This window comes from Amycolatopsis sp. NPDC051061, assembly GCF_040682935.1.
Lineage (GTDB): Bacteria > Actinomycetota > Actinomycetes > Mycobacteriales > Pseudonocardiaceae > Amycolatopsis.
The window spans coordinates 14,673-40,197 of sequence record NZ_JBFBBZ010000035.1 but is presented as its reverse complement, the minus strand read 5'-3'; the positions used below and the strand labels follow the sequence as shown (position 1 = coordinate 40,197).

The following is a 25,525-nucleotide window of genomic DNA, read 5'->3' as shown; positions in this document are numbered from 1 at the left end:
TTTTTGGTTTTTCTTCTGGAAGGGGGTGGGTGGTGTTCGAGTCGGGTGATGGGCCGGTGCATCCGCCTGCTCATTTGCAGAAGTTTTTGAAGGTGACGTTGGGGATGGCGTGGCCTGAGGGCAATGTGCGGAGTATGCGTGCGTTGTCGCAGGCGTGGGCTGATGTGGTGCCGGTGTTGTCGGGTGTGGCGGAGCAGGTGCGGGCGAGGGGGGGTGATGTGGGTGATGCGATGGATGGTGAGTATGCGGGGGTGATGGAGAAGTGGTTGCGGGAGACGTTGGTGTCGTCGTTGGATGAGTTGGGGACGTCGGCGGATGATTTGTCGGCGATGTTGCGTAATTCTGCGGCCGATGTGGAGAAGGCGCAAATTTTGATTATTGTGGCTGGCGGGTTGGCGTTGGCGCAGGTTATTGCGTTGATTGCGTCGTTGATTTTTGCGTGGATGGCGCCTGCGGTGGAGGCGGCGGCGCAGTTGACGATGCGGATGATTATGCAGCAGTTGTTGAGTAAGTTGGCTACGTTGGCGATTGAGAAGGGTAGCTGGCAGGCGGTGCAGCAGAGTTTGAAGGCTGCGTTGGCGCGGGTGCTGCCGTGGGTGGGTCGGGGTGCGGTGGATGTGGGGGTGTCGGCGGCGGCGGGTGCGGGGATTATGGCGTCAGCGGATTATTTTATTCAGTTGGGGCAGCATAAGAATCATCAGCGTGATCATATTGATGGTAAGTCGATTGGTCAGACGGCTATTGGTGGTGCTATTGGGGGTGCGGCGTCGGGGGTGGTGACGGCGGGTGCGCGGGTGGTGGTGTATGGGGCGAAGTCGGCGGCGGCGCAGTTGGGGAAGCGGGTGCCGGGTGGGCTGTTGGCGTTGGGTCATGTGAGTTTTGCGGTGGGGCAGGTGGCGTCGGTTGCGGTGTCGAATCCGGTGGTGAATGCGGTGTTGCATAATCCGGATGCTTTTTGGGGTGGGGTGTTGGGGGCGTTGTCGGGGTTTGGGCGGCCGCGTTTGCCGGATCGTTCTGGCGGGGAGGGTGGTGGTGGGGTTGATGGGGGTGGGGTGGATGTGAGTTTTCCGAGTGGGGGGCCGGAGGCTGGTGGCGGGCCGCCGCGGTTGGTGGTGCCGTCGTCGGGAGCCGAAACGGGCGGCGGACCGGGGCGGGAACAGTCGGGCGGCGGAATCGAGGGGCAACGTCCGGTGGCCGGAGAAAAGAGCCCGTCGGCCCGCACGCCGAATGGGCAGCAGCCGGTCACCGCCGGCGGTAATCAGCTGGGACAGCTGTTCACACCCGCGGAGACACCGTTTCAGGCGGGCTTGGCCGGTGAGGACCGCCCCGCGACGAGCATCGAGGGCGGGCCGGCGGCAGAGACTTTCCGGCCGGCGGCCAGTGCTACAGATGTGCCGGGGCAGCCGGCCGTGGGCGGTGCGGAGCGTCCGGGGGTGGAGACGGCCGGTGGTCCGGGCGCGACGGGCCAGGTCGCCGGGCAGTCGCCGTCGGATGCGGCCGGTCAGCCGGTCGGCGGGGTTTCCGGCGGCGAAGCCCGCTCCGCGCCGAGCACGGCGGGCGGGCCGTCGGTGCCAGGCGTGGGCTCGCCGGCTCAGCCGGGCCGGCCAGCGGTTCCGGGCGGCGAATCTTCGGCGGCGAGCCAGCCCGCGGCGTCGGCGGGTGGCCCGGGCGCGGATGCCCGCCCGAACACGGTCGGGACGGCCCAGCCACCGGCCACCACCCACCCGGCCGGCGCGTCCACCCGGCCGGGGACGACTGGTCCGGGACAGCCGGATTCCGTGACCGGGCAGCCGGGGGCCGAGCCGGGACGCCCGGCTCCGGCGGCAACCGCCGGTTCGCCGCCGGAGCGGCCAGGGACCGTGCCGACGGCCGGCGATGGTCGCCCGCCCGCGCAGCAGGTGTCGGTGGAACGTCCGGGTGCTCCGGTTGCTGGTGATGGTCGTCCGGCGACGAGCACGCCCGCGCAGCAGGTACCGGCGGAACGTCCGGTCACCGGCGCTCCCGGGCCGCAGCCGGCCACCCGGCCGACGCCGCCAGCCGGGGACACCCGGCTCGGCCAAGGGGCCGATGCGCAGCTCGGCCGGGAGCCGGTGGACCGGCCGGCCACCGGCGCGCCCGCGCACGTCGCCGGTGACACCCCGGCGGACCCGGCCGCGAACCCCGCCGCCGGAGGTGCCCGGACCGGTTCCGGCACCGGGCAGCCGGTGCCGCACCCGGACCGGCCGAACGCGCCCACCGCGGCGAACTCGAGTGACGCCGCCCCCGTCGAAGGGGCCCGGTCGGCCCCGTCCGACCCGACGCCGGCGGGTGGCCACGAGAACACTCGTCCGGGCAGCGGCGACGGCCCGCGCCCGGAGCCCGCACCGCGCCCGGAGCGCCCGACGTCGACCGACGTCACCGGGCCGGGCGCCACCGACACCCGACGTCCGGCGGGCGACCCGGCGCGGCCGGGTGGCGACTCCACGCGCCCGGTCACCGGCGAACGGCCGGCGGCGCACTCCGAACAGCCCCGCGTCGGCGACGCCGACCGGACGCGACCCGCGACCGGTCCGTCGGCGCCGGCTCCCGGGTCGCCGGGAGCGGCCGGGAAGCCGGTTGCGGACAGCCCGGTCCGCCTGGCGACCGACAGTCCCGCCGGTGGCCGGGCCCGCGTCGAGCCGCCCCACCCGGCGGAAAGCTGGCTCCCGGACAAGACCGTGCGACCGCACGGCAAGCCGGACGACGGCAGCGATGCGCGGAACCGGGCCGACGCCGATGCGCAAGCGGCGGCGATCGCGGGTCACGTGGCGTTGAGCGGCGCGGAGATGCGGACGCAGCCCGAAAGCCGTTCGGCCGGCAGGCCGGAGGCGGAGCGGCGCGACTCCGTGGTCGACGGGTCGTACCCGGTGCCGGCGGCGGAGTGGAGCTCGGTGCGTGACTCGGTGCCGGCCACCCGGCACCAGGGCGAGCGGCTCGGCCAGGACGGTCTCACGCAGACCCGCTTCGACGTGCGGCGCGCCGAGGTCACGCCCGGCCGGTGGGTGCGCGAGCTGTCGGTGCCGGTGGATTTGGTGTCGACGGCCGGCCGAGGCGACGCGGAGCGGCTCCAGTTGTGGGCCCGGGAACTGCAGCAGAGGCTGGACGAGCGGGTCAACGGGCGCTACCGGCTCGCTGGTGGTGATCAGCTGCACGTCGTGGTCGACGCCGCGACGCCGAACGGGCCGCCGCGGCCGGGCTGGGAGCGGGACAGCTCCCGGCCGGTACCGGTCGAGGTCGTCGAGGAGCGTGGGGGAGGCGGGCAGCTGGCGTGGCCGCTGGGAGACACCGGTCTGGCCGTGACCCGGGTGCTGCAGTTCGTCGGGGTGGAGTCGCCGACCGGGCGGCTGGGTGAGGCGGATTTGGCGGCGATCGACCGGACGATCCGCGACACGCCCGCGGAGCCGGCTCCGGCTTCGGCGGAGGTGGGGCGTCCGGCCGTGGTGGCCGGTCCGCCGGGGACCGCGCGGCCGAAGCGCCTGCCGGGGCTGGGGACTGCGTGGACGCGCGGAGCCGACGGCTGGTACCGCTCGGAAGCACCGGGAGCGCTCGAGCGCGGCGGGGAGAAGGTCCCGGTGCCGGAGGGCGCGCTGGCCGTGTTCGACGCGGCCGGGGACGCGCGGCACGTGGTGCTGGGCGATGGGGTGAGTCTTGAGCGTGGTCTTGCTGGTGGCTGGTCGCCGCCGCGGACGCAGTCCGGGGAGGTCCGAGCACGCAAGACGGACGCGGCCGAGGCGTTGCACCGTCCGGACGGCTCGGTGCTGGCCGAGCTGCCGCCGGAGAGTGAAATGGTGATCGACCGTCACGGCGGCGAGGAAAAGGTCGTGGCCTACCGGCAGCTGAAGGACGAGGCCGGGAAGTGGCTGTCGCAGCCGCGGGTGTTCGTGCCGGACGGCGGGGGCTGGGTCGAGCACGGCATTGGCGCGGTTGCGTACGAGGGCTGGTTGGCGAGTGCGAACCAGGCGCACGACGCGGCGCGGACGTTGTGGGACATCGCGGGCCGTTCCGGCCCGGAGGTGCCGGAGCATCAAAAGCTGACTGCGCTCGGCGACGCGGAACTGGCGCAGCTGTACTCACGGGGTACGGAAGCGGATGTGTTCGCGGCGGTGTTCGAGCTGATCCGGCGGAAGAAGGGTATTGCCCTGCGGTGGACGCAGGTGTCGGCGGTGCATGCGTTCGGTAAGGGTCAGGTCGTGAACATGGCTGCGGGGGAGGGGAAGTCGTGGTTGTTCTTTGCGCATGCGGCGGTGAATGCGGCTCGTCCGGGCGTGGATGGGGTTCAGGTCACGACGACGCGGGGAATTTTGGCGGATCGGGAGTTTCCGCATTATCAGGAATTGATGTCGGTGTTGGGGATTGAGGTGCATCGGTTGAATCCGGATGATCCGCCGCCGGGGCCGCGGGAGGGGCGGCCGACGGTGTATGTGGGGACGGCGGAGGATGTGGGGTTCACGTATTTGCGGCATGAGACGTTGCCGGGGCAGAAGAACGCCGGCGATCCGACGGTGCTGACGGTCAGCATCGACGAGATCGACGAGGCGTTGGTGTATTCGAATTCGTCGTACATCTTGAGTGAGGGGGTGGCGGGGGAGGCGTCGCCGGAGGTTCGTGCGGAGGTCGGGTGGGCGCATGATCTGGTGCGGGACGGGATGGGCAGCGGGTGGTTGGAGGAGGCGGATTTCGGGCGTCGGGAAGGTCCGGCGCGGTTGACCGGGCCGGGGCGGGAGAAGGTGGAGTTGTTGCTGGGACGGGTGTTGACCGGGGAGGAGGTGACGCGGGTGAACATGGCGGCCGCGGCGCAGTGGGAGTACCGCGAGAACGTCCATTATGTCCAGCACGAGGGCAAGATCTACATTATTGATCAGACCACGCACAATGTGATGTTCAATCCGGAGACGAGTTCGGAGAGTAGATGGAACGGTGGTCTCGCGCAGGCGGTGGAGTTCAAGCACGGCCTGCAGATCCGCAGTGATTCGGCGAGTAGTAAGAGTGTTACCGCGAATGAGCTGCTGTCCAAAAAGGAGTATGCGCAGAAGGCCGGTGCGTCGGGTACGGCGAACGGGCACGGCGATCAGTTTGCTGCCAAGGGCATGTCCGCTGTTGTGGAGGACATGCCGCGTTATTACGAGTCGCGGTTGAAGAAGTCGGATGATGTGGTCGCCGCGGATGAGTCCGCGAAGTTGAGGCAGATAGCTCGGGATGTGGCGGGGATGCAGTCGCCGGAGGGGACGCGGCAGCCGCAGTTGATTCTGGCCACCCGCAATGATCAGGTGGCGACGGTGTCGAGGCTGCTTGGCGAGTTGGGGGTGCCGCATGAGGCGATTGATGCGAAGTGGCAGTTGGAGCAGGGGAAGAATGTTGATGAGGCGTTCAAGGCGATCATCGACGCGGCGGGGGCGGCGGGCAAGGTGTTGGTGAGCAACATGCAGGGTGCGCGTGGGGTTGACATCACCACCACCAAGGAAGCCAAGGAACGGGGGGATCTGTTCGTCCGGGTCACCGCGCATTCGGAGGTCTCTGCCGACATCGATGTGCAGGCCGAAAATCGGGCCGGCCGCAGCGGTGGCGGCGGTGAAGTCGTGTACTACTCGTCGCCGAAGGATGAGATCTATCAGTTGTCGCAGAACCCGGATGTGCAGCAAGTGGTGATCAAGTACGCTGATGCGTTGGCCGAGGAGGACGCTCCGGCGTTGGCCATCGCGGAACAGCGGTTGCGGGATTTGGTGGCGCCGTTGCAGCCGAATTCCGGGCACCCGGTCGTCGACCTCGGCGCGGCGTCGCCGAACGCGCCACCGGCTGGGCGGAGCGGTGGTGCTGGTGTTGTTGGGGATGGGGGTTTTGATCGGCCGCCTGACCGGTCGGTGCCGGGTGTGGTGGAGCGGCGCGATTCGGCAGTCGATTTGGTGGAACGGGATCATTCGCTTGCGGATGGGGCCGAGCGCGGTTCCATTGCGGGTGAGGCGGAGCGGCCGCGGAACGTAGCGCAGGTCACATTCCACGAAGCGCTTGCCGGCGCGCTCAACACCGCCGAGCGCGACTTCGTCGAGAGCTTCGATCGCTGGTGGGCCACGCATTCTGAGGCCGTGCTCGCCGAACCGCAGCTGGAGCGAATCCATGATGACTTCCTCGCGGCTCGAGAAGCCGCGTTCACCGGCTATTGGGAGGCAAGTCGTGCTGGGCTTGTCTTTGGGCCGGCCGTGGGACAGGCCGGGCTGAGCCAACCCAGCGTCACTGCGGAAGAGCTGGACGAAGAGTTCACCCGGGCAGCGAGGCTGCCCGGGCGCGACGACAGCAGTACACCGCTGACGGCTGCGAAGGCACAGAGCCTGGCCGGTGCTGAGGTGGTGCTGGCCGAAGACGGCGCGGTCGCAGGCGTCGACGGGGTGAGTTCGGGGCGGCTGTTGCCGGAACTGGCGGACTTGTTGCCGATGGATGTCGTGGAGCGGTGGGAGCAGGCGCGAGCGCTACTGGGATCGTCGAAACTGCCGGTGCACGTGGTCGAGGGGTTGGCGGAGAAAACTGCGGGGTTGTTGTCGCAGCATTATCGGACGCAGTCTTTGGAACAGATCCGGACGGGCCGGGCGGATCCGGTCTTGGACGGCCGCGATCGGGTGTTGCGCACGATCGTGCTGGCGCAGCGGGTGGCTGATCACGCGGCTCGTGTCGAGGCCGGGATGGCTGAGGCGCGGGTCGGCGCCTTGGCGGGGGACCTGGCCGCGGCGGTGGGGGCGCCTCGAAACTCCGAAGGGTTGCATCCGGAGGTCTTGCTGCCGGACGAGCCCGTGCAGCAGATCCACGACGAGTTCCTCGCCGCTCGGGCAGCCGCCTTGGCCGGTCTGAACCACCCGGTCGGCGAGCCGGAAGAGCTGGAAGAGCAGTTCACGCGGGCGGCAGCGGTGGCGGGGTGGTGGTCGCGGGATCTGGTCGGCGACGGTGTGGTCCTGGCCGAAGACGGGTCGGTCGCGAGGAGCGGCGGAAGCAGCTCGGGGGTGTTGCTGCCGGCGGTGGCGGAACTGTTGCCACCGGCCGTCGTGGAGCGGTGGCAGCGGGCGCGGGAAGTGCTGGGCTCGTGGCCGGATCTGCGGTTGGCCCCGGTGCAAGAGCTGATCAACGACTCCCTCGGCTGGCTGTCGTCGGTCTATGAGAAGCAAACTTTCATCGCCCCGGTGAGCGAGGAGCAACGGGCGAAGATCGGGCGCGACTACGTGTTGCGCACGATCGTGGCGGCGCAGCGCCTGGAGGATCATGCGGCCGGTATCGGTGGCGACGAGGCGAAGCGCCGGATCCTGGCGGTGGGGCGTGAGCTGGCCGGGTCGGTCGAGGCGCCGCGGCGAGAGTGGTCGGCGTCGGGGAGCCGGGGCGATGCCGGCGGCTACGACGGTGTGGTGGCGGAGTCTTCGGCGGACGCGGCGCGGGAGAAGGCGGAGTCCGCCGCGTCCGCGGAACCGGCTGGGGCCGTGGAACCGGCTCTGCTGGAGATCGCCGCCGCGGTGGGTGTGCGGGACGCAGCTCATCCGGTGGTGCGGGTGTTGCTCGGGTGGCGGCCGGAGGCGTGGAACGGGACGCAGTTCTGGATCGATGCGTTGCGCGCGGCACAGGACCGGTTGCCCGAGGGGTACGTGGTTCCGGTCCCCGGGAAGAAGCTGAGTGGCCTGGCCGGGAAGTTGCTCAAAGCATGGGCGCTGGGCCTGCAGGGGGTGGTAGACCCGGACACCGGGCGTCCGGTCAACGGTCGCGCGGTGGCGCGGACAGCCGGGCCCGACCTGCTCTACAAGAGCACCCCGGCGCTGTGGTGGCGGGACGCCAAACCGAAGGCGGCGCCCGCGCGCGCCGCAGTCTCCGCGGAGCCCCGCCACGATGTCGGGACGCCGGCCGAGTCGCTGTGGACGGGCAGGTTCGAAACCCGGGCGCCGGTGTTGTGGGAGTCGGCTTTGGCGGAATTTCGTTCGCAGCGGGCCGCGGAGATCGTGGCCGATCACGAGCGCCGGCTGGGAGAGGGCCTTCAGGACGCGGATCTGCGTCTCGTCTACCACGTGAAGTCCGACGAGTTCGCGAGGAACCCCGAGTATTACCGCGAAAGTCTCACCCGGGCGCGAGACCAGCTCCTCGAAGTGCTGCGGCAGGCGGGCGTCCGGCCGGGACGGGAACCGAAGATCAGCCGGATCTTCCCGCTCACCAAGTCCGCTCCGATGCACCTCGAACTGCTGAGGGCCCCGGACGGGGACGGGCTGCCGCTCGAGCACTTCCGCGGCGTGCCTGCGTTGGACGTTGCTTTCCTGGGCCGCCACAACGAGTTGCCCCTCGCGCACGCGGATCGGGTGGTGGCCTGGGTGGCGGGGCAGGCGCAGCGCGCGCTCGACGGGGGATGGCTGATGCCGCCGGTCGTCTTCGCGCTCGACGCGATGCGAGCCGAGCCGGAGAACGCCCGTGCCGAGCGGGCAGCGCACTTCACCGAATTGGTGGAGCGGGGCGTGGGCAACGCCTTTGCGGAGGTGGTGGGGACTGGGCGTGCGGTGCCGGACCTCGCCGGTTTCCGGCCGGCGATCAAGGTGCGCTACGGGGCCAAGCAGCAGAACTCGGACTTGCCGGTGCACGTCTCCGCCGAAGCCGATGGTGGTGTGCTGCCGGACGACTATCCCGGCGGTGCGGTGCAGCGGGTCTGGTCGAGCACCCTCGCCGGCGGCCGGGTGGGTCTGCCGTCCGAGGAGCGGACCGCGTTGGCGGATGCGATCGGGCGCCTGGTGCCGCTGTTCCTGCGCCGTCACGGCAACGACACGCGGCCGCTCGACGTCCGCCTCACCCGGCTCTTCGAAAAAGGCTCCACGGACTACGGCGGCGGAGACGCTCTGGTGGGGGACGCGACACGGGAGACGTTCGCCGGGCAGCTTGCCGTGGCGGGCGAGGTGACCGCGGCGCAGCTGGGGCAGGGATTTCCGGTCGGTACCCACCGCATTGGTGGTGCGCTGGCCGATGACCCGACGGTGGCGTCCGGCTATTGGCTGACTGTGCACCCGGATCCGCGTCCGGGCTGGACGGCGGCGGACTACCGGGCGGCTGGTGAGCTGGCCGGGCTGGAGTTCGTGCCGGGGCGGGACATGCCGGTCGAGGTGGCGGTGTGGGAGCTGAGGCAGCTGGTGGCCGGTGCGGTGGCACGGGCGGTCGAGCGGGCGAGGGCGGCGGTGGACGGCACGGCCACTGTGGAGCCGATCACGGTGCACCTGCGGAAGCACAACGGGGCTTCGACCGAGGTGCACCGGGCGCGCGGAGTCCGGTTGCCGTCACTGGTGAACGAGCTGGTGGCCGCTGCGCTGGCCGAAAGGCCGGCTGACGGGTTGCGGATTCTCCCGCCCCGGGTCGAGGTGGTGCCGGGCAAGCCCGAGGTGGGTCGGACCGTGGTGGATGTGGAGCTGGGTGACGAGCCGCGGAATCTTCCGTCTCGAGATGAGGTCGAGCCGGGCAAGTCCAAGGCGGTCAAGACCGCGGTGGCCGACCGGCCGCGGAAGCGGAGGTTCCGAGATGAGGTCGAGCCGCGCAAGTCCAAGGCGGTCAAGACCGCGCTCGACGGAACCCGAGCCTCGGGTACCACCGGGCTGCCGGCTAATTCGCGGCGGCAGGAGGTGCGGGATTGGGTGGCACTGGCGAAGCCGGGGCAACCGGGATTGCAGTGGCGGGGACGTCGCAAGCCGGATCGCGGTGAGGTGGGCGAATTGTGGGCTTGGGCCGGCGAGCTGGGACCGGTGCTGGAGTCGCTGGCCGACGCGGAGATCGAGCCGCCGGAGCTTCGCATCGACGCCTACCTGAAGCCGCCGGACGATCCGGCCAGCCGGGCCCGGGTGAAAGCCGGCTTGCGTGACCTGGTCCTGGACGCGCTGTCCGGATCGGCGGGAACCGAGGCGCGGCGCCGGCCGATCGGTTATCCCGACCCGGCGGTGTCGGTCCTGTGGCGCCGCCCGCAGCGGTCCCAGCCGGAACGGCTCGAGCTCTGGCTGTCGCCGGGGCCTGGCCGGACGATGGCGAGCTACCGGGCCGCGGGGGCATTGGACGCAGTGTTCGTCCCGGGGGTGGTGGAGCTGACGTCGGCGGCGGAGCAACGGGTCCGGTGGATGATCGAAGGCGCGGCGCGCCGGGCAGTGGCCGCCGGGTCCGACCGGGTCCCGGTGGAGGTGGGATTGGTGACGGCGCCGGGCGGGCGGGTGCTGGCCGAGCCTCGGCTGCGGTACTTGACCAGGCTGGCGGCCGAGGTGGTCGCGGCGGTGGCGGGTGACCGGGCGGTCGCGCAGGTGCGGGAGACCGGCGTCGAGGCGGAGGAGCTGTGGCCGCGGAAGCTGTCGGCCGCGCTGGTGGCGGTGGGCGACGGCCGTCCGGCGCCCGCGGACCCAGGGGTGGAGCCGGCCGGGCCGTCGCGGCTGGTGGTGCCGTCGTGGACGTCCGACGTGCGGGTCCTGACGGCGCCCCGGCGGCGCGGCGAACCCCTGGTTCGGGTGACGTGGGATGCCCTGGGCAACCAGGGCCTGCAAACGCTGGTGCGCCGCTTGGCGCGGCAGTGGGAAAGCTTCCCGGCGAAGCCGGGGACGGTGGAGGTCCGGATCCGGGCCACGGTGTCGGGCGGTGAGTGGAAGTATCGAGACGCGGTGCTGGACGGCGTGGTCGAGACGCTGCGTGGCTCGTTGAGCCGGCATGGAGTCGACGCCACGGGCTGGTCGTTCGACAAGCTGGCCAAGTGGACGAACGACATCGATACGTCGATATCGGTGTTCGTGCTCCCCGACGAGCTGACGACGGAAGCGCGAGTACGTGCGGCGTCGTTCTGGCAAGGCGGGTTCCGCGGTCACAGCGCCGGCAGCACTGTGAGCGGGGTCCTGCGCGCCGAGAGCAACTTGTTGTCCCCCGCGATGCGTCAGCAGCTGAGGTGGCGGGTACAGGGGTTCGCCGCCCGGGCGCTGGGAGGGGAAGCCAGCGGGCCAGCGTTGCTGCTCGGCTACGCCGCGGTCAACGCCGCGCAAGGACAGGCACGCCGGAACGAGCTTGAGAAGCTGGTGGAGCAGGCGCTGAGCGGCGTCCCGGAGGTGCGGGATCTGCCGGGCGGGGTGGCTGGCTTCCTTCGCGACCGGGTCCACTACCAGCCGGTGCTGTTCCGGCACCCTTGGCTGCACGGAATCGACCTCCGGGTCGCCGAAACCACCCGGGAAGTGGCGGCAGCGCTGGCCGCCGCAGCCGTCACTTCGAAGGCCGCGACCGAGGCTCACGCAGCGGACGTCGAGATGACACTGCCGGAGCTGCTCTCGGCGTCGCCGTTGCCCGGGGTGGAGACCAGCGAGACTAGCGAGCCGGGTGTGCCGGAAGCCGAGGTCGTCGACACCGGGCACGGAGTGACGGAGCTCGCGGACGAAGCGGTGACCCATGACACCGGGGAGGCAGCGCTCGCCGCTTTCTTGGAGGACTACGAAACGAACTTCGCAGAACTCGCCGACGACTTCGCCGGTTCCGCGGACTTCGGCGCCGGGCCCTGGTTCGGCTTCGCCGACGACGGTGCACCGGTCGTGGCCGACGATGAGCGGTTCGCAGGGCTGTTCGATTCCGCGATGGCGAATTCCGGCGGGTTCGGCGTCGATGAATTCCTGTCCGAAGTCGGTGCTCTCGATGAGGCTTCTCGGCCGGACGAGCTGAGTGGAATCGACCCGGAACGTACGAGGAGCGCCGAACAGGCGCGGGCGACGGCCCGGCTGCACGACTTGGCGGATGAGGACGAGCCCGGCGCAGCGGGGTGGTCGGTGCGGGGGCTGGCGGGAGACGGGTTGGTGCTGGCCGGGGACGGGTCGTTGGCCGGGGCCACCGGCGTCGGTTCGGGGGTGTTGCTGCCGGAGGTGGCGGAGTTTGCCGGTGACTTCGTCGCCGATCCCGGGGTCGGTTTCCGGTCGGATGGTTCACCGGTTTTGGGTGACGACGGAGAGTTCGCGCGCAGGTTCGGCTGGGCCTCGGCGAATGCCGGTGAGTCCGCGCTCGGTGTCGAGGACTTCTTCGCCGCGTTCGATGATTTCGTCCAGTCTTGGGAATCGGATGGCCGCGCCAGCGGGTTCGTCCGCCCGGAGCGGATCGATCGGGCTGCCGCGGTCGCCGAGGGCCCGGTGGCCTCCGACCGGGGTGTCTCGTCGAGGCGGTGGGCCCAGGGACACGAGGTCATGCGGCGCCCCCGGGGGATGTCGCGGCTGGCGAACGACCCGGATCAGGTCCGGTTCGAACCACTCGGTTCCGCCGGCGGGTTCGACGTCACCGGGGTGCGCTCGGGGGTGGTCGTCGGCGACCGGTCGCTGGCCGTGGCGGGGGCGGCACGGTGGTTCCCGCGCCGGGACGGCGAGTTCGCCGTGGTGCTGGTCGAGCACGGGGTGCGGGACGTCCAGCCGGTGCTGGAGGCGCTGCGCACGGCGGGGTGGAACCGAGCGGACGAACTGCGGCTGTGGGCCTGTAACCAGGACTTCCTGGCCGAGTTCGCCTGGGACCTGCGGATCTCCGCCGGCGTGCCGGTGCTCCGGCCGACGGAACTGCTTTTCATCGGGCTCGAGGAGGTGCAGGGGCGGGATAGCCGGGCCGGCCGGGTGGGTTCGATGGGGTACGGCGCCGATGTGAGGCCGCTCTTCGTCGAGGCGGAAGACGGTGGATGGGTCGAACTGCTGGAAAGCGGGGTCGAGCGCCCGGCGGCGTTCGACGAGCTGTTCCCGGCGGACGCGCCGGCTGGTTATGGTCTCGGCGGTGCGGTGCACCTGGCCCCCGCGCCGGGCCGGCTGAGGTCGGGGTCACCTCTGCGCCTCGGCGGAGAATTGCCGATGCGCCGCGCGAGGGCGTTGTCGGATGCTTCGGTCTGGTCGCAGGAAGTGGGAACGCGGACCGGCGGCGGTGCCGTGAACCCCTCGGTGCTGGCCGGTCTGGAGCGCGCGGAGCGGGCCCGGCTGGACCAGCCGGCCGTGGTCGGCGAACCGGACTTCGCACAGGTGCGGAAGTCGGTGCTGGCCCAGCTGGTGCAGGTCGGCGAACGGCAAGAGATCTGGCAGGACTGGGTGGACGAGTCGTTCCCCGACCACGTCCTGCAGCGGCTGGACCGTACGCTGGAGACGATCCACGACGCCGACCGGGACATCGAGGTCGAGGTGCAGGCGGTGCGGATTGGCTCGCCGATGGACCAGGTCCGGGGGGCGGGGGAGATCAGGCACGAGCACCAGCGGACGCGGCGGATGAGCGAAGCGACCTCGGAAGCGACGCGGACCCCGCTGAACCCGACCAACCAGAGCATCCCGGCGGGACCGGTGACCGTCGGTGTGGGTCTGAAGGACCCGGGGGTGGCGTCGACTCGGCGGATGCGTGCCACGACCGAGGTGGTCGACACCACCGAGGTGCGCGACCGCGGCGAAGTCACCCGGTCGGACCACGTGGTGGTGCATCAGGTCCTGGTGCGTCCGCAAGAAGAGCGCGTGGGGCACCGGAGCCGGGGCGCCGTGGTGCGTGAGGTGACGGTGCCGATGCGGCTGGAGTGGCCGCGCCACGACGCGGCGTCAGGGGCGAGCGGGCGGATGGTGCCGATGGCCTACCCGCAGGCGCCCCGCACGGCGACCCCGCAGCAGCTGACGGCCATGTTCGAAGCCTTCCGCCAAGCTCGCAAGGCGATCGACTCGGTGTGGTTCACGGGCTTGGCCGGGTTGTACGACCGGCTCGTCGACGCGCTGAAGCTGGACCGGGCCGGTGAAGCGGCCACCGAGCTGGATCGGTGGCTGGACCGGATCGGTCCCGAGCACGGGGTCGAGCTGTTCACCGGCGGGGTCGTCCGGCACTCCTTCGAGCTGCCCGGCCGCAAACGACCGCTGGAGATCATGCTGGCCCGGCGGCTGGACCCGGACGCGGTGGCGGAGTTCGTGGGCCGGTCACGGCGGAGCGTCGAACACCGGCTGCGGGCCAGCGGCAACCACAGCGTCGAGCACCGGGACACCCAAGGCTGGGGCGGGCAGCTCTCGGTCGGGGTGGGCGAGGAGCTGCTCGGGCTGGCCGGGGCCAAACTCACGGTCGGGGCGTCCTACGGGCGTCAGGCCGAGCACGCCGAGCACCACGTGGGCGGAGTGGTGGCCGAGGCCACCCACCGCACGAGCGGCGACGCGGAGACGTACGAGCTCCCGTTCTTCTTCGCGGTGTCGGCGGCCGAAACCGACCAGTCCGCGCTTGGTGAGCAGGACGGCCACTCGCGGAAACTGTGGCACCGGCACGACTCCCCGCGAACGGCGTTCACCTTCAAGGCCGGTGCGCGGCTGGTCGTGGCTGAACGCACCGACTTCGACAGCGACGGCTCCAGCGCCTCCGGCAGCCGGTCGGGTTCCCACTCCCACGGGCCGGCCGGGCTGCCGCGCGAGCAGGTGCCCGGCGCCGTGCGCAGCGCCTGGCAGCTCACCGAAAACACACTCGTGGACCTGTCCGGGCGGATCGCGCGCCGGCTGGTGGTCGACGGCATCATCCCCGGCACCGCGGCGCAGCGGGTCCGCGACCAGCTGATCGAGTTCCTCGACGACCGCGCCACCCGTGCCCTCCTCGACGGCGGGGACGGCATCCGATTCCGCGTCGACGGAGCAGGGAAGGATCTCTTCCTTGCCGGCGAGCTGGATCCCGACCGCGGTCACTACGTCGGGCCGGTGCCCCGGAAGGACCTCGCCGGGATGCTCACCGCACGCGACGAGAACCGGGTGGAGCAGCACCGCCGCCGGGAAAAGAAGCTCGGGGTCTCGATCGAGGGCGACGCCGGGCCGGTGTCCCTCTCGGGCGCCATCGCGCTGACCGAGAAGAAGAACCGTGGCGGGCTCGTCGCGCACGCCGTTCAGCGGGAACAAGGGTGGACCGGTGACGGCGACATCCACCAGTACCGCTACCCGGTCCTCATCCAGGCTCGCCTGGGCACCGACCTCGCGCACCTCGACCCGCCCCTGCGGTGGCGCGACGAGGGCCCCACCGCCACCGAGCCGGAGTACCGGACCGGCTTGACCGGCCGCCTCGGCATCAAGGTCGCCGCCCGCACCGGCCTCGGCGCCCTGCCCGACTCCGCCCCGGTGGTCGCGGAGACCGAGTGGCTCGACGCGGATTCGGTCCGGGGCCTGCCGGCGATGCGGCCCGGCGCGCTGCCCGCGAGCTTCGACCTCGACGCGTTCGCACCGGTGCGCGGGTTGCTGGCCACGGCGACGGAGCTGTTGCTGCCGCCGACGCCCGAAGGCGTCGTCCGCAAGGCGGCGGCGGTGCTGAAGCGGCTCTTGGTCGGCTCGCCGTCGCTGCCTCTGGCCACCCGCCTCGACGGCGAGATGGTCGCGTCGGTCTCGCAGGAGGTGCTCGAGACGTGGGCGAGCTGGACCAGCCGCCAGGCCCGGCTCGGGCTCGCGGCCGGCCCGTCGGACGTGCTGACGCTGGGCAGCTACAACTCCGGCAGTGACTTCGGCCTGGGCGGCCGGGACCTGATCGGTACCGCGGCCCTCGCGACGGCTTACGGCAACCCGCGGATCGTGGACCGGGCGCTGCAGCACCGGTTCGGCGGCGCCGAAAGCACCCAGACGGTGCTCACCAACCACCGCGGGAAGCAAACCGGCGTTCCGGCGTCGGCCGGGGTGTCCGCGTCGGCCGGGGAGGCGTTCTCCGGTGGCGGCGAGGTCTCGGCGGGCTACCACCGCGGCCCGGTCGCGGACGAGATCGACGTGGTGTCCACTCGCGACGAGCACGAGCGGGTCGAGCGTGGTTACCTGGTCGAGTTCGACGCGCGGCACCTGCTGAACACTTCGGTGCAGGAACACGTGACCGGGCCGATGGGGGGCAAGTACGAGCGCCGGGTCACCGCGGGTCGAAGGGTGAAGTTCGTCCCGCGGGCGGTGCGGGTGTGGGTGCCGGCGAGCGAGCTGGCGTCGATCGGTGAACTGTCCCCGCACGACGTGACCCACAACATCTTCGCCGAAGATCGGCCCGCCGGCGTCCCGGCCGCGACGCCGGCGTCGCCGATCCCGGGCCGCGGATTCGAGCGGGGCCGCTACGAGCCTGCGGGGCCGGGGTTGGTGGCCGAGCTGGTCGAGGGGTTGCGGTCACGGTTGCGGGCGTGGGAGGGGACGGTCTCCGACCACGAGGCCACCGCGGACTACGCGGTGCTGCACGACGCGATGGTGCACGCATTCGGCAACCGGCTTTCGCTGGGCGGGTTCGACGTCACGATGCGCAACATGCTCAACGGCGGTGACGAGCTGTTCGGTTCCCGGATCGGGAAGTCCGGCAAGCTGGAGCAGCTGGTCGTGGTCAAGGCCGAGCGGACCACCACCCGTCCGCTCGGCGTGGACGCCACGCACACGCACCGCTCCACGGTCACGACCAACCGGCTGGTGCGCGACGGCGTCGTCTCGACGGTGAGCTACGGCTTCACGGGCAAGGGCACGCCCGCCATCCCGACGCCCGCCGTCCCGGGGGCGAAGTTCCTCCTCGCCGGCGCGGTCGAGCCCAGTGTGGCGGCCGAAGGCAGCCGGACGAAACGCAGCGGCCCGGTGCGGACCGAGAAGCGCACCACCGTCTACACCCACACCGGACCGGCCGGCCGGTACGAGCACGGGCTGAAGGTCGAGTTCCAGCTGCGGCCCTGGGCCCGGTCCGGCGTGTACTGGCGGCACGTCCCGCTGCTGCGCCGGGCCCCCGTGACCGGCCTGGAGCAGCTGCCCGCGCTCGAGCCGGCGGCCGTCTTCCGCTCGACGGTCCTGGCCGTGCCCACTGCCGGGACCACTTTGGACAGCCGGCCCGGCTCCCTGAGGGAGCAGTGGCGCCGCGACGGCCGTGAACCCGGGATTCCCGGGGCCGCCGTCGTCACGGCCTGGTCCTTCCCCGCACCCAAGCTCCAGCGGCAGCTGCTGGAACTGCTCGACCGGCTCAACGCCCGCCGCGGGCACGGGCTGCTGGTGGGTAGCCGCGCCGACCAGCTCAGCTCCCACTTCGCCGCCGCGCTCACCGACCGCGGCTACGTCGTGACGGTGGACAGCCGGACGGTCGCGAGTGTCGCCATCACCTTCGACCTCACCGACCGCGAGCTGGTCCGCGCCATCCCGGGCGGAACGGTGACGAGCGTCCACGAGGAGAACGAAGACGCCGGCGCCACCACCGTGACCTCGGGCACGGTCACCGCCACTCCGCTCGGCGGCTTGCCCGCGACGCTCGTCGGCGACCTGGTCACCTACACCGCCGAGAAGACCCAGGAGCTGCGGGAAGACGAAGCGGACCGCGCCGACGCCGCGGGCCCGGTGCAGGATCGGCCGGTCTACCTGGTCAGGGCCACGCTGAACCCCACGATCACCCTGCACACCCTCGACGGGGAACCCGCCACACCCATGCACCTGGGTCCCGACGGGACGGTCAGCCTGCGCGTCGACGAAGCCGGCGCCCGTGCCCTCGGTCTCCACCCCGTAATCGCGCGCCCGACCACCGCCGACGGTGCGCCCACCGGCACCGCCGCGGTCGGTTCGCACACCCCCGCACCCGGCGCGCTCGCCCGCAGCGGCTCGGCTCCCGTCGGCTCCGAAACCGGTGCGGCGCCGCGGGAAGCCGTCACCGCGCTGACCCGCCCGCTTGGCCTCGGCTTCCCGGCCACCCGGGCCCGGGTCGGGGCGATCCTCGGGAACCCGCATTCGCTCGCGGGGCGGGCGGCGACTTGGCTGCCGGCCGAAAAGGGCGTGCTGGGCTTGGTCCTGCTCGACCACACGCTGCGCGACGTCCCGTCGCTGGTGACGGCACTGCGCGCGGCGAACTGGAACTCCCAGGACCGGATCCGGCTCTACGCGTGCAACGTCAACGACCTCGACGGCTTGGCCCGAGCGCTTTACGAGGCAGTGCACGACGGGTCCGCCCGGCCGCGCCACGAGGCAGCGCGCATCGGCGTCGCGTGGCCCAAGGCACTGCTGTGGCTGGGTGTCGCCGCGCAAGGCCCGGCAGCGCAGGTCGGGAACAGCGGCTTCACCGCCGACGGCGGGCCGGTGTTCCAGAAGCTGGTGGACGGCTGGGCTACCGCTGGGAAGACCGGCAAGCTCGTCAAGCCAGGTGGCGGCTTCCCCTATTACACCGAGCCCGTGCCCGCCGACGCGCCGCTGAAGCTAGGACTGGACGAGCCGGTGCACCTCGCACCCCCCTTCCCGGTCAACGCGGCGGTGGAGGAGTTGCTGGGCAGGCGGCCGCGGGTGTGGGACGAGCAGTCCGACGAAGACGCCGAGATGACGGACGCGCTCGCCGATTCCGGCTCGGACCGGGACGCCGAGGGCGACCGGGATCCCGACGTCGATTCCGGCCAGCTGGATGCGGTCGAGCCGGCCGAACGACTCGCCGACGAGGTGGCGCAAATCGAGCGGCACTTGGCGGTGTTTCCCCCTTCGTTCGGGCCGCAGCTGCGCGAGCGAGCGGTGCTGTGGCGGAGGAACGTGCAGGCTCTCCTCGCGGCACCGGCCGCGCGAGACCCAGCCGTGGTCACCGGATGGGTGGAGGGCGCCCAGCGGCTGGCCGCTCACCTGCGCGGGCTGCGGCTGCGGCAGCTGGACGAGATCCATGACGCGGCGCTCGACATGATCCAGGAAGGCCAGAGCCCACTCATTTCCTACCTTGGTGGTGTTCCGGGGGGTGTGACCGACCGGCCGGACGCCCGATTCGGCCTGGAGATCGAATTCCAGTCCCTCGGCGAAACTTTCGAGGAGGCTGAGGCGGCCCTGCGGCCGAGGCTGGACGAAGCGGGGCTCGACGCGTGGATGGTCGTCAGGGAAGCCTCCGACGAGGGCGGGGTGGAGATCGTTTCGCCCGTTCTTCCGGGCGGCGCGCAGAGCTGGGCGGACCTGAGGAAGGTCCTGGCCGTCATCACCGGCCACCGCAGTGCCGGCGGGCACCGGCCGGATGCCCGCATCATGGGCGGGCACGTGAACTTCAGCCTCACCGAGCAGCTGGAGCCGTCGGTGTACGCGCGGGTCGCGCAGCTGGGCAAGGCGTTCGAGAGCATGATCTACCGGCTGGGAAACCACTACGGCACCGACGCTGCACAGCGGGACCTGAGGCTGGTCGGTCCCAACCCGCTCCCCTTGCATCCCTCACAGATGGAGTCGAGCGACGAGGTGTACGCGCTGAGCTTCGGCAAGTACGACGGGATCAACTTCCACCACATTGACGGCGAGGACGACGACCGGCTGGAGTTCCGGTTCTGGGCGGGTAGTCTCGACTCGGCGGTGTGGCTCGTGCACGCCGAGATTTCGGGGGCGATGGTGCTGGCTGCGAAGGACGCTTCGGTGCAGCGCCGACTCGACGAACTGATGGCCGATCCGCGGTTGCTCGGGCACGATTCCTCGGCGACGACGCAGGAGGAGGCACTCGGTCTGCTGCTTGATTTCCTCGAGCTGCTGCCGTTGGGCCCGGCTGCGCAGGAACTGGCGGTGCAGCTCTTCGCCGGGACGAAGCCCTTGTCGGAGGACGGCAGCGACGACCGGTTCCGGACGCAAACCGTCATCGGATCCGCCGCCCGCGGCTGGCTGTTCCCGACGCGGACCACCAGCGTGCGTGACGCCGTGCGGATGGTGGAGAGCCTGCCGACGCCGGACAAGACGGAGGTCGTCGCCGCGGAGATCACCCGGGGCCGGGACACCGTCGAGCTATGGAGGGCGGAGCCGGCTCCGTTCGCGGTGTTCGCCAAGGCGTTGTCCGCCCGCCGTGTTTTGGGGGTCGTAAAGTTTTTGGAGCCTGAAGATACCGAGGCGATGCTGGCGCTCGCGGTACCGGGCGGTGCGGCCCGGCTGGGGCCGGTGGTCGCGGCCGAGATCGACGCGCCGGTGCTGGCGACTCACGGCCAGGTGTGGATCGACAACGCACGCCACGTCGGCTCCAGTTCCGAGTGGATCGAGCTGCGCCCGACCGGCGAAATCTTCCAGACGGGCCGGACCGATCTCGAAGAAGCCGTGGACCGCGTCCGGCAGCACGTGGCTCGGCCCCGGTCCGGGCAAGGTGCTTCGGCGTGGCCGGGACTCGGCGGTGGACATTCGGGTGCGCCGGTCCTGACGCTCGCGGGTGAACATTCCCCCGCCTCGCCCGGAACGTCGATGGCGCCGGTCACGCCGGTCGCGGAACCGGTGCCGGCGGCCGAAGTCACCACGGACGACGTGCGCTGGCTGCTGGCGTCGAACGCGGAGGGCCGGGCGACCGTGTTGACCGTGTACGTCGACGATGAACAGGCTGGCTACCTGACCGAGCCCATCATGCAGACGACTGAACACACCGACCGGCTGCTCGGAATGATCCGCGTCGACGGGGCCGGTGAGGCCATGATCACCGAGGTGACCGCGGAATGGGCCGACGGCCCGAATCCGGTGCGCCTGCTGCTGAGCGCCGCAAACGGCCGGTATGTCGCCCACCTGCGCGACGGCCGGTACACCATGCTCACCCCGGCGGAAATGGCGGGGCTGGTGGCGGCGAGCACGCAGTTCCAGCAGCTGATCGCCCGCGGGGTGCGCCCGCCGCTGGCGGTGATCACCCACGCCGAGGGGGTGGCTCCTGACGACTCGCTGAACGACGATTTCTTGGCGAAACTGGCGGAGCTGACCGGCCCGTGGGTGTCGCACCACTACATCGGCAGCGTCAACTTCCGCGCGGACGGCGTCCTCGTCGTCGAGCACCCGTTCTCGACCGGCCCGGCGTTGCGGCCGGCGGATGTCCGGCACCACCGCGCCGATACTCGGACCGTGTTCGCCGGAGCCGCTGCCGACTTCGCCGGCGACGGGGATGCGCTCGTGGTGGCGGTGCGGGGCACGGAGACCACCGCCCGGGTGGAGCTGGTCAACGGGGCACGCACCGACCTCGGTGGTGCCGGGCTAGGTGCGGTGCAGCTGGGTGACCCGGAGTTCCGCCTGCAGCTCACGGCGGGCCGGCCGGTCGTGCTCGACGCCGGAGCCGACCGGGTGCGGATCGGTTCGGGTGGGCTGGGTTTCGACTTCGCCGGTGCCTTGCGCGCGCAGAGTTTCTTCAACGACGTTCATGTGCGGGCGGCGGACGGCACGATGACGCTGGTGTCGGTGCCGCGGGCCGGTGACCTGGAGACCACCGTGATCACCGGCCGCGACGAGCGGCTGCTCGGCGTATTCCTCCGGTTCCCCGGAGACGCTGATGCGCTCGCACGCATCCAGGTGTGGGCGAGCAACGACTCCGGCCCCCTCAGTGCGTTCTCGGCCGGGGACGGGACGTGGGAGCTCGCTCCCTGGTCGCAGCGCCCGGTCCTGGTGTTCGCCCAGCGGAGCGAGACCGGCTATCAGGCCCTGCGCAAGGACGGCCGGGAACTGGACCTGGCCGCAGGTGAGCTGGCCCGGTACCTGCGCGACGGCCGGGACCTGCGTGAGATGCTCGGCACCGAAGGCGCGGTGGCCGGAAAAGAGGGCCGGGAGCGCGGCGTCGTGCTGGCCGGCCTCGGCGGTCCGGCGGTCGACTTGGCCGACTTCGCCGAGGGCTTCGTCCCCGCCGGTTACTCACGGACCTTCTACGGCTCGCAGGGCGTGCTGAAATTCCACCAGGACGGCGTGCTCGAGGTGCGCGGCGACCCGTTCGAACAGGTCGCGCCGATCGTGCCGCAGCCGCGGCACCTGGCGAGTTACGAGCGGGCGAACGCGAAGCTGGGCACGCGGGGCCAGTTCTTCCCGGCCGCTGACTTCGACCGGGCACTGATGTCCGCGCACGCGGTGAACGACACCACCGAGCAGAGCCGGATCTACTACTCCAGCACCACCGAGCCGGACGGTGCCGGCGGTCAGCACGACGTGTTGCGTCCCTACCTCGCTCCCGCCCGGCCCGACGCGAGCCGTTCCTGGACCGCGATCATGCACGGTACAGTCGGCGAGGGCTTCCACTTCTCGATGATCGCCGGGTCTCCGCACCGCCTGGGTGACCGCGTCGTGCTGAGCGGGGCGCCGAGTGCGGCCGCGATCTTCGGCAGCGAAGCTTTCCAGCGGGCCGGCCTGTCCGGGGACGTGGAACTGACCCTGCTCAGCTGCTACGCCGACGCCCGGCCTGGGCCGGGTGAACCCAGCTTCGCTTATTTGCTGAAGCAGGCGTGGGATCATGGCGTCCCCCTGTCGAAGGTGCTCGCGCCGGACGACTTCGCCGGCGTGAACGCGACCGGCGCGCGGTTCGTCTACAACGGCGGTCACCTCCGCGAAGTGACCGCGCAGGACGTCCTCCCGGCCGAGCCGATTCCGCTGAGCGACCTGGTGGTGCTGGCCGAGGATGGGGCGATCGCGGGCGTCGACGGGGTGAGCACCGGGCAGCTGTTTTCTGCGGTGGCGAAGTCGATGCCGGCGGACATCGTGCGGCAGTGGCAGCGGGCGCGAGACGTGCTGGGGTCGTCGAAACTGCCCGCACTCGTGGTGGACGCACTGGCGGTCCGCGCTGGGCAGCTGCTGTCAGATGTGTACCAGGCCCAGACTTTCATCGCGCCGGTGAGCGAGGCGCAACGCGACCTGATCGCCCGCGATCGCGTGTTCCGCACCATTGTGTCCGCTCAGCGCATCCAGGACCACACGGCCGGGCTCGACCTCGCGCAAGCCGAACAACGAGCCACCGACTTGGCGCACCGGCTGGCCGGCAGTGTCGAGGCACCCCGACGCCGCGGTGCCCGCGGAGCACGGGACGACCTCCTCGAACCGGCAGCTGTGCCGCAGGAGGCGGCCGGACCTGCGCTGCCGGCGCCCGCAGCGGCCACCCCGGCGGTATCAGGGCAGTCTGCGAGTGGTAGCGGGGAGGGCGTGCAGATTCCGGGGTGGTTGGTGGGGTGGTTGCCGGCGGCCGATGGGACGGGTCCGCCGACGGTGCATGAACTGCTGGAACAGCGCCGGCAGGACCTACCGACCCACGTCGCAGTGGAACTGCTCAATCCGGGTAAACGACTTCGTGGACCAATGGCGTCGTGGTTGCGGGCGTGGGTGTTGTCAGTGCAGGAGCAGCGGATAGCGGATGGTGAGGAACTGCTGACTACAGGACAGTTGATGGAGCACTCAGGCGACATGGTCCAGAAAGCGACCGTTTCAGGCTGGACTAGGGCGTGGATGCGTGAGAGGAATCTCGTCGAAGTTCCTGAAGGCGGGACGGCGACGGTTGCCGGGCAGGTCACTCCTGTGGAGCAATCGAAAGACGTTGTGGATAATGCAATTCGTGGTGTTCCGGGGTGGTTGGTGGGGTGGTTGCCGAACGTGGACGGAACAGGCCCGCAGACGGTGCGAGAGCTGCTGATAGCACACTCGAGTGAGGTGCCGGCGTGGATAGCCGCGGCGGCGCAGGCGGGAGCGGAAGAGAGGCTTTCACCTGCTGCGGCGAAGTGGTTGCGGGCATGGGTGTTGAGCGTGCAGTGGGGCAGGCGGTCTAGCGATGATCCGTATCTGCCAGGTCTAGGTCTACGAAGGATGTCAGGCTTCATGGCATCGGAGCCTAGGATCGCCCATTGGACTTTGGAGTTGAGGCGCGCTCAGGAAGCGGCAAGCTTGCTTGACGGTTCGACGTCTGCCGGAGCGGGGACCGCGAGCGTGGACGAGCCGAGGGACGTTATCGCTGACGCGGTCGCCGGGATTCCTGAGTGGTTGGCGGGGTGGTTGCCGGCGGCCGAGGGGACGGGGCAACAGAATTTAAGGGCGTTGCTGGAGGAGCGCCGAAGTGAGCTGCCGCGCGAACTTCAGCTAGACCGGGACAAAACGGGTCCGCAGTTGGGAAATGTGACGTCAAAATTGCTGCGGGGATGGGTGTGGAGTGTGCAGCGGCGGCGGCTTGCGGAAGGTAAAAGGGCGTTAAGTGGGTCAGATCTGGAAAAGTACTCGGATAAAATGGTCAGGTTGAGTACTGCCAAGCAGTGGACTTTGGAAATGAAGCGTCGCCAGGAGCCGGTGGAAGCGGCCCAAGTCGAACCTGTGGGGCGGAGTGGTGAGGCCTCTGTTGTGGTGATGCGAGACGAGCAGGTTTCTGATGCGGTCAATAGGATTCCTGAATGGTTGGCGGGGTGGTTGCCGGAGCCCGATGGGTCGGGTCCGCAGACGGTGAGGGCGTTGCTGGAGCAGCGCCGTGCTGAGCTACCGTATGGAATTTGGCCTGACAAGGTGGGGATGGGAAAATACTTGTCTGCGGAGACGTATTCCTGGTTGCGGGGGTGGTTTTTGAGTGCGCAGCGGAGGGTGTTGGCCGAGTCGGGACAGTATATGGCTGGCACGACGGTGGCGGTGTTGTCGGGTGGACTGGTCGAGCGGACGACCCAGCAACGTTGGAAGCGGTTGTTGCGGGCGGGGGGTGGGGTGTCGCGGCAGTTGGCGGGGTTTGCTGGGGATGGGCGGGCGTTGGTGGTGGGGGGTGGGCGTCGGTTGTCGGTGGAGGGGTCGCGGGAGGAGCGGGTGTTGGATCAGGTGCGGACGGAGGTGGTGTGGGTGGGGGATGTGGAGGTGGGGGAGGGGTTGCAGATTACGCGTTCGGTGACTGTGGTGACGAGTCCTTTGGCGCCGAACCCGAAGATGGATCGGGTGTTTCCGTGGCGTGATTGGCAGGATCCGCTGCGGCGGGTGTATGCGCCGTTTGCGGATGAGGATGGTGGTGTGCATTCGTTGGTGCGGGAGGGGGTGGATTCGGTCAGGGCGAAGATTGATGGGGGTAAGCAGTTCTATCGGGATGTGGCACGGGATCCGGGTGATGGGCGGTTGGCGCCGATGTCGAACGAGGAGTTCGCCAGGGTGTGGGAGTCGCTGGAGCAGGATGTGACGGAGTTGGTGAAATCGCTGGTGTTGGAGGATCCGGCGCGGCCGCCGCAGCCGCGGGCCCGGGTGGTGGTGATGTCGGACGAGAATCTGCTTCCGCACGAGATGGTTTTGGCTGGGCAGCGGGGGCTAGGTTTGTTGCAGACTCCTGATCGGTTGGCGGTTGAGGATCGGCCGTCGTTGCGGAATGGTCGGGTGGTGGGGCTGTATGTGGGGGCGGTGCTGCCGAATGATCAAATCCAGGCTGAGTGGCGGCAGGCGCACACGAATTTCCCGGCGTATGCGATGGATATGCGACAGTCGAGTCAGTTGATGAGCGCGGAAGGCGCGGCGAACTCCATGGCGTTCGCGAACACTGCGCTGGACCCGGAGGCGGACGAGCCGGCTATCGACCATCGGCGGGTGAATTCGGTTTTTCTTCCGTTCAAGGTCAACCTGCGGGACAACACGGGCAAATTCAGGAATCAGATGATCGCAGCGGTTGTGGCGCTGGACAACGCGTTCGACCCGGTCCAGAACCCGCACGGTCTGCTGATCGTCGACTACGGGGATGATTACCTGACCCAGTTCGCCACCAAGATCAAAACTGAAGACACCGAGGATGTGGTGGCCGGGCCGTCGGGGCGGGGGGTCTCGCCCGGGCGGGCCGCTGAGGCGGAACGGGTCAGGCACCGCAGCCGTGGGCTGTCACGCCCGGATCCGTATACCGGGAGCGGGTTGGGTGCGTCGGGGTGATA

Annotated in this window: 1 protein-coding gene; it reads left to right on the top strand. The window is 70.3% G+C overall.

Features of this window, described 5'->3' with window-relative positions:
- The first annotated feature begins 29 nt into the window (after window positions 1-29).
- Window positions 30-25,523, top strand: a complete 25,494-nt coding sequence (locus AB0N03_RS36435) for a hypothetical protein (protein ID WP_364381745.1) — start codon at window positions 30-32, stop codon at window positions 25,521-25,523.
- The last annotated feature ends 2 nt before the right edge of the window (window positions 25,524-25,525 follow it).